A 13,719-nucleotide genomic window follows, 5' to 3' on the forward strand; every position below is an offset into this window, starting at 1 on the left:
ATGTCACGCCACGTAGCTATACCATTAGAAATATCTTAGAAGCTCTAGGAAAATCATTTGATGAAGTTTATCAAGGGTCCGGATCGCAAAAAACCACTCAAGAAAATAAAGAAAAAGCAATTGTTCATGCTAGTTACAATTACAATAGATTATTGATATCTGGAATCGCCGGAATCGTAATGTTTATTTGCTATCAAATGATGACTATTAATGACATCATTCATTCTTTTTCTTTAGATAATCTGTTACCCTATTCTATTTATAGCGTTTTAGGTTTCATGAGTGTCATAGCAGCACTGTTTTTATGCCAAGGCATTTATCATATAGGTAACGTTAGAGAAAACAGTTTGCTCAAAATAGCGGCAATTCTAGCTGCAATATTATACACCTGTTCTACTACATTTCTACTTTTTTTCATTGATTATGAAACAGACTTTGACAGCTCTACTGATATTATTTTAGGAATCACAGTGGTTGTAATGACTGGAATAGCATATATCATGCTAGGAGCCGGATATCTCGCTCAACGTAAAGAAGAAACAGGAGTAGGTAAATACCTAGGTTTTATAGCTTTGATCGCTGGAGGAATGACTATCACCATAATTCTCGCGCCGGTTGCAATATTGCTAATGATTGCTTTTGATATTTGCCAAATTACCTATTTGATTAAAAAAGCATATACAAGTAAAAAGTCCCAACTACAAAAATAGATGGGACTTTAAATTCAGGAAAAGAGAACGACTACTCTTTTGTTGAAGAACCTTCGTTTGCACTTACAGTTTGTAATTTATTATCAAACTGCAAAGTTCTAATAGGAAATGGAATATTTATACCTTCTTTATCAAATGCTTTTTTAATTACTATAATAGCCTCACTTGTATTTATAAGTTTCTGGATACCATTCTCAATGTCATAATAAAATCTAAGCATGAAATTAATACTACTGTCACCGAATTCTCTATAAAAGAACTCCACCTCATCCTTTGATTTAATCTGGTCAAAACTATCTACAATTGCCTGTTTTGCCACCTCGCGCACATGCTCTAGATCACTTTCATAACCTACACCACAATTGATAATTACACGCATGGTTTTAGTCAATCCATAATTTTTTAGTGGATTATCCATAATCATCTTATTAGGAATAATAACCGTATTATTATCGGCTTCACGTAGTATGAATTTATTTAAATCAATAGAAATAATTTCACCTTCATATCCATTAGTTTCTACCCAATTTCCTACGCTTACCATTTTTCTAAAACTTAAATGTACACCACTTAAAGTATTAGATAACGTACCTTGTAATGCCAGACCTATTACTAGTCCAGAGACACCTGCACCAGCGATAATTGCTTGTACTGTGTCATTTAATTCCATCACATTAAGAGCTATAAAAATACCGCCTATAATAACTATAGCGGCGCTTACTTTACCTATTAACTTCCCTACAGAGACTTGATTCACCCTACTTGAGACAAGGTTTTGAACACCTCTACTCACCCATTTACTAATAAAATAAGTAACTATAAGCACGATAATTGCTACAGCTAGATTGGGTAAATTAGTAACTAAGGTCTCATACCAAGATTCTAATTGGTATAATATCAGTTCTGTAGTATTCATGTCGGCAATTGCCTCTTGTTCGGCCACAGCTTTTGCAGCTTCCACAGTTTCAGTAGTTGATTGTTGTATTAGACTCATAAATAATTATACTTTTGCTTAAAAATACGCTAGATAACTAATAATAATCCAGCATTTAACACCTCTTAACAAGAATTTTTTAACTATTAACATAAATTAAATTTTAAGTATAAAGATGATTTTTTTAGATCTCGCTTTCGCGAAAGCGAGAAATCAACAATCTATGAAACTTCATAAAGCTTACAGATCGTTCACATCGCTATAGATAATCTCAACTTTTACCATCATTTAAAAAAATCATTTAAAAGAATGAGTAACTTTCCAGACTATGTCAATGAAAAAAAAGCAAGTTGCAATTGCATTATCATTTACAATTTCTAAATCCACTTTTTTAAGCAAATAATCATATGAGAAACACACTTACTTTAATATCTATACTGTGTCTTTTAATTTCATGCAAAACAGATAAAGAATCGATTCTTGAGACTTTAGAATCCTTTAATAGTTCTGAAGAAAATTATCAAATTGAAAACGCCTCACATATTCAAGGTTTACTTATACAAATTCAGGATAGCGCCATGAATAATCCCGACAAGTACGCAAATGCTTACATTCAGTCAGTTGAATTTCATGAAAAGACCCAAGCTTTCACGACAAAAATCAACGAGGTCAAAGATGTCTTATATGAATTTATAGGAGGAAACGAAGACTTCTCAAATAGAGAAAAACCAGCAGATGTTGTTCTATTTAATGGAGAAAAACTCTCTGAAAATGGAATTAAAATAAAGCAAGCGATCAACACCTATCAATCGAGCACAGCAGATCAACTATATTTTTATCCTAAAGCCGAAAAAATAGCAAAGGAGTTTCTAGACATAAGTGACGCCATTAATAAAGATGGCAGGACGATAAATTACTTTACCTATCATTACAAAGGAATGCCAGCCATAACAAGCCTGACTCAATTAAATAAATTGCAACAACAAGCTCTAACACTAGAAGGTGTGTTTCTTAATGCATTGCTCGATAATCCATTAGAATAAGGACCTTTGCTGATCTGTTTGAAATTTAATTTGGCATTAATTAAACACCTAGAATAGCCATTAATACTATCTTTGCAAGATGGAACATAAAGCAGGATTTGTAAATATCGTAGGTAATCCTAATGTAGGTAAAAGTACATTGATGAATGCGCTTGTAGGTGAGCGATTATCAATAATAACTTCAAAGGCACAGACCACTCGTCATCGTATTTTAGGAATAGTAAATGGTGAAGATTTTCAAGCTGTTATAAGTGATACTCCTGGTATTATTAAACCAGCTTATAAACTTCAAGAAAGCATGATGGAGTTTGTAAAAAATGCTTTTGAAGATGCAGACTGTATTTTATACATGGTAGAACTAGGTGAGAAAGAACTTAAAAACGAAGCTTTTGAAAAAAGACTCACCTATGCTGAAGTTCCTGTTTTTGTACTTATCAATAAAATAGATAAAGGACAACCTAACCAGCTAGAAGAAGCTGTTGCACACTGGAAAGAAAGACTGCCTAACGCAGAGATTTTTGCAATAAGCGCTTTAGAAAACTTTGGTGTTCCACAAGTTCTAGAACGTATCGTAGAAACACTTCCAGAATCACCAGCATTTTATCCTAAGGACGCTTTAACTGATAAGCCAGAACGCTTCTTTGTAAATGAGAGCATACGTGAGAAAATCTTAATTCACTACAAAAAAGAAATTCCATACTCTGTAGAGATTGATACCGAAGAATTCTTTGAAGATGAAAACATCATCAGAATAAGATCTGTCATCATGGTAGAACGTGAGACGCAAAAAGGAATAATTATAGGTCACAAAGGAAGCGCTATTAAACGTGTAGGAACAGAGGCTAGAAAGGATTTACAAAAATTCTTTGGTAAACAAGTTCATATAGAGCTTTATGTAAAAGTGAACAAGAACTGGCGTAGTGATGAGAAACAGTTAAGACGCTTTGGATACAAAGGAGACAATAAGTAATAGGCAAAAGGCTATTACAATTTTTGGAGTATAAAAACAGTATTTTTCTCAATAAAAATGCTGTTTTATTTTGCAATAAACTTAAGGCTGCACTCTTAAGTTTACGGCAGCTACTAGATTCTCTACCGTTGCATGATCATTCCCACCAGCTGGCTCAATTGTTATATTGAGACTACTGGCATTTGCCATAATAGTAGGATCGAGTATTTTTTTAGAGCCTTCTTTCAAAACTGCAAGAGATATCATCTCTCCATCAACATCTGCCCAGAGCTGGTAATCGTGATCTTTATCTAGATCAGGTAAATTATTGATTTCTACTTCACCTCTATCTGTACTTTTATTATAATAAGCCGTTGCCAGAAGTGTTTGTGCTTTTTGATTTCCTTTGAGAATATATTTATCAGTTTCAGCCGATTTTAAATAAGCAATTTCATCTTCTAGCGAGCTCATTTCTTTAGTAGCAAAAGAGACTTCTTTTAAAAGCTGCGATTGCTCTCCCTTAATAATTGATAATTGCCTTTCTAAAGTAGTATTCTGGTTGTTCACATAAAGAAAGCCAGCTATACCTATTAAACCTATAAACACCGCCGCAAGATTCAACCAATTAAATGAAGTAGAATTACCTTGAATTACTTCAGCACTATGGTCCGTTTTAATGGATTTTATAATCTCACTCTTAAGATTTTCTGGAGGCTCTTTTTGATACAGTTTACTTACAACATGCAGCTCTTCTTGCAGCTTTTGGTAGGCAAATTTAATTTCGGCATGCTTTTTTATGAAAGACTCTACCTCTTCTGATTGATAAGACTCAGTAGCGCCTATGACGTATTGCTCGAGCAAACCTGAGTTTAAAAAATCCTGTATATCTTTATCTTCCATCATGTTAAACAGCTTACTACAATTACAAAAAGCCCCATATTAATAGTACGTAATTCTATTAAAGCATTACGCAATCTTGTCTTTAATGTTCCTAACGGCAAGTTCAAATAATCTGCAGCTTCCATATGTGTCATTCCTTTAAAAAAGATACTTTCTAGAACTTCTCTATATTTTTCATCTAACGTATTCATTTGAGCATGCACTAGTTCTTTATCTTCCTCATCTAGTACCGTTTCTATAGGATATACGTCTCGATCTTGCATTTGGATTTCTTTATCGCTTTTCCTTTTTAACTTTCTCAATGCATCTAGAGATGTGTTGCGCGCTATTTGAAACAGCCATGTGAACAATTTTGCTTTCTCAGCATTATAAGCACTAGAATTATTCCACACTTTGATTAAAGATTCTTGCAACACATCACTTGCCATTGCCTCATTTTGAGTAATCTTAATAATCACACCATAAAGAGTTGCAGCATATTGATCATAGATCAAAGAGATAGCACGCTCATCTTTCTCTTTTAATAATTCTATGATATGCTTTTCTATAATACTCACTAAAACTCTTTTAACGTTTTTTTATCACTCGACTAAAATCCAAATGGAATAACCGAGCGTACAACCTTATGATCGATCAAATAAACAAAATTTTAATTTAAAAAAATTACAAAATGAAACTTACTCAAATTTTTACAGCATTAATATTTCTAGGCTTTACATCTATAGCTACTGGCCAGTGTCATACGAGGAAACAGGCTAGCAACAATCATGACAGTCACAGCAATAATGTTGTGGTAGTTAACAACTGGTCCTATCATGATAATGGCGACATTATAGACATTGCATTATCAGATAAGAAATTCAGCACACTAGTCGCTGCGGTAAAAGCAGCACAGCTTGTTGAAGTATTAAAAGGAGATGGACCATTCACTGTATTTGCACCTACAAATTCGGCTTTTAACAGGTTACCAGATGGTACTGTAGACAACCTGTTAAAACCTAAAAATAAAAAACAACTTCAGGCTGTTCTTACTTATCACGTACTTTCTGGCAAAGTTACTGCCAGCGACATTATTGAGTCTATAAAAAGAAACGGCGGCGGTTTTATGACCAAAACGGTTCAAGGAGATCCACTCTATGCTAGTTTGCAAAACGGACAAGTTATTCTTCAAGATGCTCAAGGCCGCAAGAGCATCATCACAGCAACAGATATAGAGGCGAGCAACGGCGTCGTTCACGTAATAGACACTGTGATTCTACCTAAAAAATAGAGTAACCATTAATTCATTAATCAGTCTCTTTCCGTTTCTTGCGGTTAGAGGCTTTTTATATTCCGCTTTCGCGAAAGCGGGATCCCTAAACAGTATTTCCTAATCTTATCAATGGCTCACTTTAAATAAGCTCGTATAAACTGTAACAACTGTTAAGCATGTGACACTAACACTTAAAACCATATAAATTCAATCACATGATTTTAAGTTTAAAGAATGTTTCCAAGACTTACGGTAATGGTGTAAAAGCACTAGATGATGTTACTATAGATATAAATGCTGGAATGTTTGGCCTGCTAGGACCTAATGGCGCTGGTAAATCTTCCTTAATGCGTACTATTGCAACTTTGCAATCTCCTGACTCTGGAAGCATACATTTAGACGGCTTAGATATATTAAATAATAAGATTGAATTCAGAAAAACCTTAGGCTATTTACCGCAAGAATTTGGAGTATATCCTAAAATGAGCGCCAAAGATTTACTACATTATTTTGCAAGTTTAAAAGGCATTACCAGCAAAACAGAACGCAATAAAATAGTAGAAAAAGCTCTTGAAGTAACTAATTTGAGTGATGTTCAAGATAAACATGTTGCAGGTTATTCTGGTGGTATGAAGCAGCGCTTCGGTATCGCACAATTATTATTAAACAATCCTAAATTAATCATAGTTGATGAACCTACTGCTGGACTGGACCCTGCAGAGCGCCACCGATTTTTAAATGTTCTTAGAGAGATAGGTACTAATCACATTGTTATCTTTTCTACACACATTGTAGATGATGTAAAAGAATTATGTACCGACATGGCCATTCTTAATGGCGGTAAAATTCTAGCACAATCTACACCTAAACAAATGGTGGCTACACTTGATGGTAAAGTATGGTCCACAACTGTAAATCGTGAAGGTATTGAAGAAATGCAACGTACACATAATGTGATATCTTCTAGTTATAATGAAGATAACAATCTCAATGTACGTGTTTATGGAGAAAACAGCCCTGGCGCAGCATTTTCTCCAGTAAAAGCTAGTCTAGAAGATGTGTACTTCACAACTTTAAATCATAACAGTGAAGTTGCACCACTAGAAATCGTCTAATCATGTTTACAACCATATTTTCACACGAGATAAAAACGTGGTTTAAGAAACCCCTTTTTTACATATTTGCAGCGATTTTTTTCCTTTTAGGTGGTATAATCATGGCAGTTGCCACAGGTGTTTTTAGTAGTGATAACGTCACTGTAACAAGTAACTCTTACCTCAACAGTCCATATAGTATATCTGGACTTATTGCTCAAATCGCATTACTTGCTTATCTATTGATACCTAGTTTTACAGGAGCGACTATTCACAGGGACTTTAAAAACAATATGCATAATGTATTGTATTCTTTTCCTATCAAGAAAATAGAATATTTGCTAGCCAAATTTCTAGCTGGCTTTACAATAAACTTATTAGTAATAAGTGCATTGGTTTTTGGCTTAATGGTAGGTAGCTATTTACCAGGTTCCAACCCAGAATTATTAGGCCCATTTAGTTTATGGAATTACACTCAACCATTTCTGGTGATCATTATTCCTAATGTACTTTTTTACAGTGCCATCGTATTTGCGATTATAGTATTTACACGTAATATGAACATAGGCTTCATGACCGTTCTAACGCTCATTATTGTGCAGCTTATTACCACTTCTTATGTAGAACAAGTAGATGATCCGTTCTGGCTTGCCATGGCAGATCCTCTTGCAAATGTCGCTATAAGTGAAGAAACAAAATTCTGGACACCAGCTGAACAAAATGAACTAATGATTCCTTTTTCTGGAATGATCTTATGGAATCGTATTCTATGGGCGGGAATTGCACTACTTGTTTTAGGATGGGTTATTGCTCGATTTAAATTTGCTCAAAATGCAATTAGCATTAATCTGTTTAAAAGCAAGGCACAACGCATCACAAAAGAAAACACTAGCGGCATAAGCAAAGTGATCATGCCTATTGCAAAGACTGATTTTTCGTTTTTAGGAAAATTAAAAACGCTATGGCACCTTGCAAAAAGTGATACCAAATACATTATTTACGGCTGGCCATTTATCATCATATCATTTCTAGCCGTGGTCCTTACCATGGTTTTAATGTTTAACACAGGTCTATTATTTAATACAAGGATATTGCCTAAAACATGGGTGATGCTCGCAGAGCCTGCTAGTTACATCACGCTATTCAGTTATTTATTAATTCATTTATACTCTGGTTTTTTGATGGATCGTGCGCAAGCCGCACACATCAACCAGATAGTAGATGTAACTCCTACACAAAACTGGGTGTTTATACTTTCAAGGTTTGTGGCTTTATTTCTAATGGTAGCAACTTTACAAGTGGTACTTATAGCTTGTGGATTAACCTATCAAACCATAAGTAACTTCACAGATTATCAGCTGGATTTATATTTATTCCAGACCTTTATGCTTAATGTATGGAGCTTTGTACCATGGATTTTAATGGCTTTGCTAGTTCATACCTTGATTAAAAACAAATGGTTAGGACTGGCAGTTTTATTGATTATTGCAGTGGCGATACCATTAGTTCAAGCAGCAATAGGTGCTACACAAGCTATTTTTGACTTTAATTCTGTAGGAGCTCCTAGCGCTTCAGATTTTATGGGTTATGGAAATGCATTACCTCAGTTTTATACCTATCGCGTTTATTGGATATTGTTTGGGATCATACTTACGTGTATTGCTTTAGTATTCTATAGACGTGGTATGAGTACAGATGTTAAAGGTCGTCTCGCTTTCGCGAAAGCGAGATCTACAAAAACCTTAAATACAGTTGCAGCTATATCCCTAGTAGGATTTTTAGCGATCGGTGGTTACATATGGAAAATAAACAATGTTGATAATGAAATTCTATCTGGTAAAGAAGTAGAAGAACTGCGCGTCAATTTTGAAAAGGATTTGGGTAAATATAACGGCATACCTCAACCTAGACTCATAGCTGTAAATACTTTTATGGATATGGTGCCAGAAACTAGAGATTTTAAAGCTGGTGCTACTTACACGATGACTAACCAAAGTGATAGTCCTATAGATACATTACATGTAAATCTTACCGACTATCCTACAGAAATAACGCTGGATCGTGAGGCTAAAATTGTTTACGATAATGAAGATTATGATTACCGTATGTATGCTTTTAAAGAAGCATTGCAACCTGGAGACACTTTAATCTTTAAGTTCACTACAGAGAATGTACCTAATAAATTTCTAGATAATAAGTCGCCTATAAATACTAATGGAACCTTTGTTAATCAAGGTTTATTTCCTTCCATAGGTTACAATGATGGATTTGAACTACGAAATATAAAAATAAGGGAAAAGTACGATTTACCTCCTAAAGATAGATTACCAGCACCTGACGCTCCCGGAGCAACAGATAATAATTATATAGGTGGTGCAAGTGACTGGATAGACTTTGAAGCAACAGTAAGCACTAGTCCAGACCAGATTGCCATCGCGCCTGGATACCTTATCAAGGAATGGGAAGAAAATGGTCGCAGGTATTTTCATTATAAAATGGACTCAAAAATCCTGAATTTCTATTCCTTTTTAAGCGGTAAATACGACGTAAAAAGAGAAGTACACGATGGAATTAATCTTGAAATTTACCATCATCCAGACCATACCTATAACCTAGATCGCATGATGGAAGGTTTAAAACAAGGTCTTGATTATTATAACTATAACTACACACCATACCAGCACAGACAGGCGCGAATTATTGAATTCCCAAAGCAGTATGGTAGTTTTGCACAAGCTTTTGCAAATACGATACCTTTTAGTGAACGAGTAGGTTTCATTGCAGATGTTGATGAGGAAAAAAAGGATGCGGTAGATTATGCTCTTGCTATCACAGCTCATGAGCTGGCACACCAGTGGTGGGCGCATCAAGTTATAGGTGCAAAAGCAAAAGGTATGACCTTACTTTCTGAAAGCATGTCAGAATACAGCTCGCTTAAAGTACTAGAGAAAGTATACGGTAAAAACCAGATGCGTAAATTTCTTAAGGAATCTATGGAAGGCTATTTAAGCGGTCGTACCAGTGAGACTATTAAAGAAAATCCACTGATGTATAATGAAAATCAACAGTATATTCATTACCAAAAAGGATCTGTTGTGTTATACGCTATGAGCGATTATCTAGGAGAAAAGAAGTTTAACGATGTAGCAAAACGCTTTGCAGAGAAATACCAATTTCAATCTGCGCCGTATCCTACAGCTCCAGAATTTGTAGATGATTTAAGAGCGGTTACTCCAGATTCTTTGCAATACCTCATCAAGGATATGTTTGAAACGATAACTCTTTATGATAATGAAGTTACCGGTGCTACTTACACTAAAATAAGCGATAATCAATATTTAGTAAATATCAATAGTCTAGTAAGTAAATACAGATCGTACAAAAAAGGTAAAAAAAGTTACTCCTCAATATCAGGTGATAGTCTGAGCTTTACTCCTAAAGATACCAAAAAAGCAATCTCTTCTTTACCACTAGAAGATTATATAGAGATAGGAATCTTTGGTGAAGAAAATCCAGAAACTGGAGAAGAAGATGTTTTATACTTAGAAAAAGTAAAAATTACCGATATAGAAAATAACCATTCCATTATCGTTTCTAAAAAACCTGTTGAGGTAGGAATAGATCCTTATTATAAACTTATCGATAGAAATACAAACGATAACAGAAAAGGAGTCAGCGCTAGTAGTGATACTGAAAAGGTAAAAGCCATTACTGAGAATGAAGAATCATAATTAAAGTAACAACTCATAAATTCTTAAACGCCATCTTGCCAGATGGCGTTTTTGTTTTAACAAACTTGTGCAATAAAATACCACATTGCATACTATCTTTAAACCTATGAAAGTATTACTCACAGGAGCAAATGGTTATATAGGAGTGCGCTTACTTTATGAACTTCTTAAAGAAGATCATAAAGTAATTTGTGCTGTGCGCAACGCAGCAAGACTTTCGGTCCCTCAAGAAATCAAAGATCAAGTTGAAATTATAGAGTTAGACTTTCTGAAACTTCAACCAGAACAGGAGCTACCTAAGGATATAGATGCCGCTTATTATTTGATTCATTCCATGACATCAAGTACTGATAATTTTGATCAAATGGAAGCAGATAGCGCTCATAGCTTTGTGGAATTGATAAATAAAACCAATTGCAAACAGGTGGTTTATCTCTCTGGAATCGTTAATGAAGATCAATTGAGTAAACATTTGCTTTCGCGAAAGCGAGTTGAAGACATACTTTACACTGGTAATTATAACCTCACAGTTTTGCGCGCAGGAATAATTGTTGGTAGCGGAAGTTCCTCCTTTGAAATCGTAAGAGATTTATGTGAAAAACTACCTATAATGATCACGCCTAAATGGGTAAATACTAAAACTCATCCTATAGCCATACGTAATGTAATGAGCTTTTTAATAGGTGTTTTAGGGAGAGAAGATTGTTATGACCAAAGTTTTGATATAGGTGGTAAAAGTGTCCTTACTTATAAAGAGATGATGACAGGTTATGCGAAAAATAGAGGTCTTAAACTATACATTTTTACGGTACCTGTTATGACTCCTAAATTAAGTTCTTACTGGCTTTATTTTGTAACCAGCACCAGTTATAAGCTGGCTCAAAATCTGGTAGATAGCATGGCGATTGAGGTTATTGCTTCAAAAAATGATCTGGCACAACGCTTGAATATTGAGTTATATGATTACCAGCAAGCGCTGGATATGGCCTTTGCAAAAATTGAACAAAATCAAGTAGTGAGCAGCTGGAAAGATTCTATGGTGAGCGGTAGGTTTAAACGCAGCCTGAATAAATACAAAAAAGTACCTAGCTATGGATGTCTTAAAGATGCACAAAAGCTGGAGACAGGTGATGCCCAAGCTGCTCTGGAACGTATCTGGTCCATAGGTGGTAAAAATGGTTATTATTACGCTACTTTTCTTTGGAAAATACGTGGTGCGCTCGATAAGCTATTCGGTGGTGTAGGATTGAGACGTGGTCGAACCAATTCAGATAAGATTTATGCTGGTGATGCTCTGGATTTTTGGCGCGTTCTTGTAGCAGACAAAGAAGAAAAACGATTACTCCTTTTTGCTGAAATGCGCGTTCCTGGAGAGGCCTGGCTTGAATTTGAAATAGATGAAAATGATGTAGTGCATCAAACAGCAACGTTTAGGCCACGAGGTATCTGGGGACGCTTGTACTGGTATTCTATGCTACCGTTTCACTACTTTATTTTTGCTGGAATGATAAGACATATTGCGACTGGGAGATGAAAAAGAATTTGAATTTGAACTTGAACTTGAACTTGAATTGAATTTAAAAAATATCATTGTCTAACCTCTAAGGCTTAATGCAACAAAAAAATGAATACCAAAACACTACAGCATCTTTAATTAAAATATACTTCATGAAACCATTTTACTTTCTTCTTATTTCGTTCTTCATATTAATAGGATGTTCTTCTAGCAAATACAACACAAAAGACAAAGAACTAGACAAGGTTTATAAAATGATGCAGGGCAGCTATGACAGTAGTTTACAAAGCAAAGTTGATTCTAGTTATTATGATATTTCTTTAGAAATGCATCCCGTATGGAAAAATAGTGGTGAGCGATGGTTATATGTAGAGCAAGCTCTTACTTCTCAGAAAGACCAACCGTATAGAGTTAGAATGTATCGATTACTACGTAATGAGAATAATGAAATTATAAGCGAGGTCTATACCATTCCTAACGAAAAGCAATACTACGGTAAATTCAAAAAGCCTAAAGCATTTAAATACTTAACACCTGATTTCTTAGAAAAAAGAGAAGGTTGCGAGGTCGTTATAAAAGAAGATACTGATGGTTTTTATTCTGGTGGTACAGGAAAAACTAGTTGTATGAGTAACATGCGTGGTGCTAGTTATGCAACAAGCATTGTAAAAATGAGCGACAACCAAATCATTTCTTGGGATCGTGGTTTTGACAAAGATGGAAATCAAGTTTGGGGCGCAGAAAAAGGTGGTTATATTTTTATGAAAGGTTCATTGAGAAAACTAGATTTTGGAGACATCAAGTTAGACTGATTTTTACAAAATAGATTAAATAGAAAAAAGGAGCTTGAAAGCTCCTTTTTTATTGGTTTATAATATCAAAATCATATCAGTTTTTAGGTAAAAAAACCTCAGCCATCATGCATCTTACAGAGCCACCACCTAAGGTTTCTATCGTAGAAATAGACGGATGTAAAATCTCATTGTATTTTTCTAATTTACTTATTTGATCTTTACTTAATGATTTATAGGCTTGATCACTCATAACTAGAAAACGTTCTCCATTTGAATTATGAACTTGCATCATATTACCTGCAAAAGAATTTACTTGATCCTCAGTAATTGCAATTACTTCTTTGCCGTCTTCTTTTAAATGATTTAATACATTTTTACGTTCTTTCTTGTCATCAATACAATCTAGACAGATAACGGCATAATTCTCTCCTAGAGCCATCATAACGTTTGTATGGTAAATAGGTAAACGGTTCTCCTCTACTGTTTGAAAAGCAGTGAATAGTACAGGTGTGTATTCAAAATCTTCACAAAACTCGATCATTAATTCCTCATCTGCACGAGGAGAAATACTGCAATAAGCTTTTTTATTAACACGATCGAGAAGTAAACTACCTGTGCCTTCTAAGAAAAAACCTTCCTCTTCGGCACTAGTATAATCAACTATGTTCACGATGTTAAAACCTTCTTTTTCTAGTCTATCGAGTACTTCTGGTCTTCTTTCTAAACGCCTGTTTTCTGCAAACATGGGATATAATGCAACATCTCCATTTTGATGAGTAGAAATCCAGTTGTTAGG

The 13,719-nt window shown here is 34.8% G+C and carries 12 protein-coding genes; 8 read left to right on the forward strand and 4 right to left on the reverse strand.

Features of this window, described 5'->3' with window-relative positions; all coding sequences use genetic code 11:
- On the forward strand, positions 1 to 710 hold a 710-nt coding region (locus tag A9Q93_RS09140), incomplete at its 5' end, for a hypothetical protein (RefSeq protein ID WP_303687092.1).
- Positions 711 to 741: 31 nt separating this feature from the next.
- On the opposite strand, the gene A9Q93_RS09145 is transcribed toward A9Q93_RS09140, so the two are convergent.
- Positions 742 to 1,704, reverse strand: coding sequence for a mechanosensitive ion channel family protein (locus tag A9Q93_RS09145; RefSeq protein WP_303687093.1), 963 nt, complete (start codon positions 1,702 to 1,704; stop codon positions 742 to 744).
- 347 nt (positions 1,705 to 2,051) lie between these two features.
- On the opposite strand from A9Q93_RS09145, the gene A9Q93_RS09150 reads away from it, so the two are divergent.
- Positions 2,052 to 2,687, forward strand: a complete 636-nt coding sequence (locus A9Q93_RS09150; RefSeq protein WP_303687094.1) for a hypothetical protein — start codon at positions 2,052 to 2,054, stop codon at positions 2,685 to 2,687.
- A gap of 79 nt (positions 2,688 to 2,766) precedes the next feature.
- Positions 2,767 to 3,657 (forward strand): GTPase Era, encoded by an 891-nt coding sequence (gene era, locus A9Q93_RS09155; protein ID WP_303687095.1) that lies wholly within the window; start codon positions 2,767 to 2,769, stop codon positions 3,655 to 3,657.
- A gap of 81 nt (positions 3,658 to 3,738) precedes the next feature.
- Here era and A9Q93_RS09160 read toward each other — a convergent pair whose 3' ends face one another.
- The gene (locus tag A9Q93_RS09160) at positions 3,739 to 4,539 is read right to left on the reverse strand and encodes an anti-sigma factor (RefSeq protein ID WP_303687096.1); all 801 of its coding nucleotides are present in this window, start codon (positions 4,537 to 4,539) and stop codon (positions 3,739 to 3,741) included.
- Positions 4,536 to 5,093: an RNA polymerase sigma factor gene (locus A9Q93_RS09165; RefSeq protein WP_303687097.1), complete on the reverse strand. Its 558-nt coding sequence runs from the start codon at positions 5,091 to 5,093 to the stop codon at positions 4,536 to 4,538. The genes A9Q93_RS09160 and A9Q93_RS09165 overlap by 4 nt, the downstream gene beginning before the upstream one ends.
- Before the next feature lie 113 nt (positions 5,094 to 5,206).
- Here A9Q93_RS09165 and A9Q93_RS09170 point away from each other — a divergent pair, with 113 nt between their 5' ends.
- The 5 genes from A9Q93_RS09170 (at position 5,207) to A9Q93_RS09190 (ending at position 12,941) form a co-directional block, all read left to right on the forward strand.
- Positions 5,207 to 5,806, forward strand: coding sequence for a fasciclin domain-containing protein (locus A9Q93_RS09170; RefSeq protein WP_303687098.1), 600 nt, complete (start codon positions 5,207 to 5,209; stop codon positions 5,804 to 5,806).
- 197 nt (positions 5,807 to 6,003) lie between these two features.
- Positions 6,004 to 6,903, forward strand: coding sequence for an ABC transporter ATP-binding protein (locus A9Q93_RS09175; protein WP_303687099.1), 900 nt, complete (start codon positions 6,004 to 6,006; stop codon positions 6,901 to 6,903).
- A gap of 101 nt (positions 6,904 to 7,004) precedes the next feature.
- A complete protein-coding gene (locus A9Q93_RS09180; protein ID WP_303687100.1) occupies positions 7,005 to 10,613 on the forward strand; it encodes a M1 family aminopeptidase in 3,609 nt (1,202 codons plus the stop codon).
- Positions 10,614 to 10,719: 106 nt separating this feature from the next.
- A complete protein-coding gene (locus A9Q93_RS09185; RefSeq protein WP_303687101.1) occupies positions 10,720 to 12,147 on the forward strand; it encodes an SDR family oxidoreductase in 1,428 nt (475 codons plus the stop codon).
- A 134-nt stretch (positions 12,148 to 12,281) separates the two neighbouring features.
- Positions 12,282 to 12,941, forward strand: coding sequence for a chromophore lyase CpcT/CpeT (locus tag A9Q93_RS09190; protein WP_303687102.1), 660 nt, complete (start codon positions 12,282 to 12,284; stop codon positions 12,939 to 12,941).
- A gap of 76 nt (positions 12,942 to 13,017) precedes the next feature.
- Here the strand turns inward: A9Q93_RS09190 and ctlX are convergent.
- The coding region (gene ctlX, locus A9Q93_RS09195) for a citrulline utilization hydrolase CtlX (protein WP_303687103.1) at positions 13,018 to 13,719 on the reverse strand (702 nt) is incomplete at its 5' end.

Source organism: Nonlabens dokdonensis (assembly GCF_002162835.1).
GTDB lineage: Bacteria > Bacteroidota > Bacteroidia > Flavobacteriales > Flavobacteriaceae > Nonlabens > Nonlabens dokdonensis_B.

What these genes read in the sequence shown, in the direction of transcription:
- A9Q93_RS09170 (WP_303687098.1), top strand. Translation starts at nt 5,207, where the DNA reads ATGAAACTTACTCAAATTTTTACAGCATTAATATTTCTAGGCTTTACA.
- A9Q93_RS09160 (WP_303687096.1), bottom strand. Translation starts at nt 4,539, where the DNA reads ATGATGGAAGATAAAGATATACAGGATTTTTTAAACTCAGGTTTGCTC.
- A9Q93_RS09145 (WP_303687093.1), bottom strand. Translation starts at nt 1,704, where the DNA reads ATGAGTCTAATACAACAATCAACTACTGAAACTGTGGAAGCTGCAAAA.
- A9Q93_RS09175 (WP_303687099.1), top strand. Translation starts at nt 6,004, where the DNA reads ATGATTTTAAGTTTAAAGAATGTTTCCAAGACTTACGGTAATGGTGTA.
- A9Q93_RS09190 (WP_303687102.1), top strand. Translation starts at nt 12,282, where the DNA reads ATGAAACCATTTTACTTTCTTCTTATTTCGTTCTTCATATTAATAGGA.
- A9Q93_RS09185 (WP_303687101.1), top strand. Translation starts at nt 10,720, where the DNA reads ATGAAAGTATTACTCACAGGAGCAAATGGTTATATAGGAGTGCGCTTA.
- A9Q93_RS09180 (WP_303687100.1), top strand. Translation starts at nt 7,005, where the DNA reads ATGGCAGTTGCCACAGGTGTTTTTAGTAGTGATAACGTCACTGTAACA.
- era (WP_303687095.1), top strand. Translation starts at nt 2,767, where the DNA reads ATGGAACATAAAGCAGGATTTGTAAATATCGTAGGTAATCCTAATGTA.
- A9Q93_RS09150 (WP_303687094.1), top strand. Translation starts at nt 2,052, where the DNA reads ATGAGAAACACACTTACTTTAATATCTATACTGTGTCTTTTAATTTCA.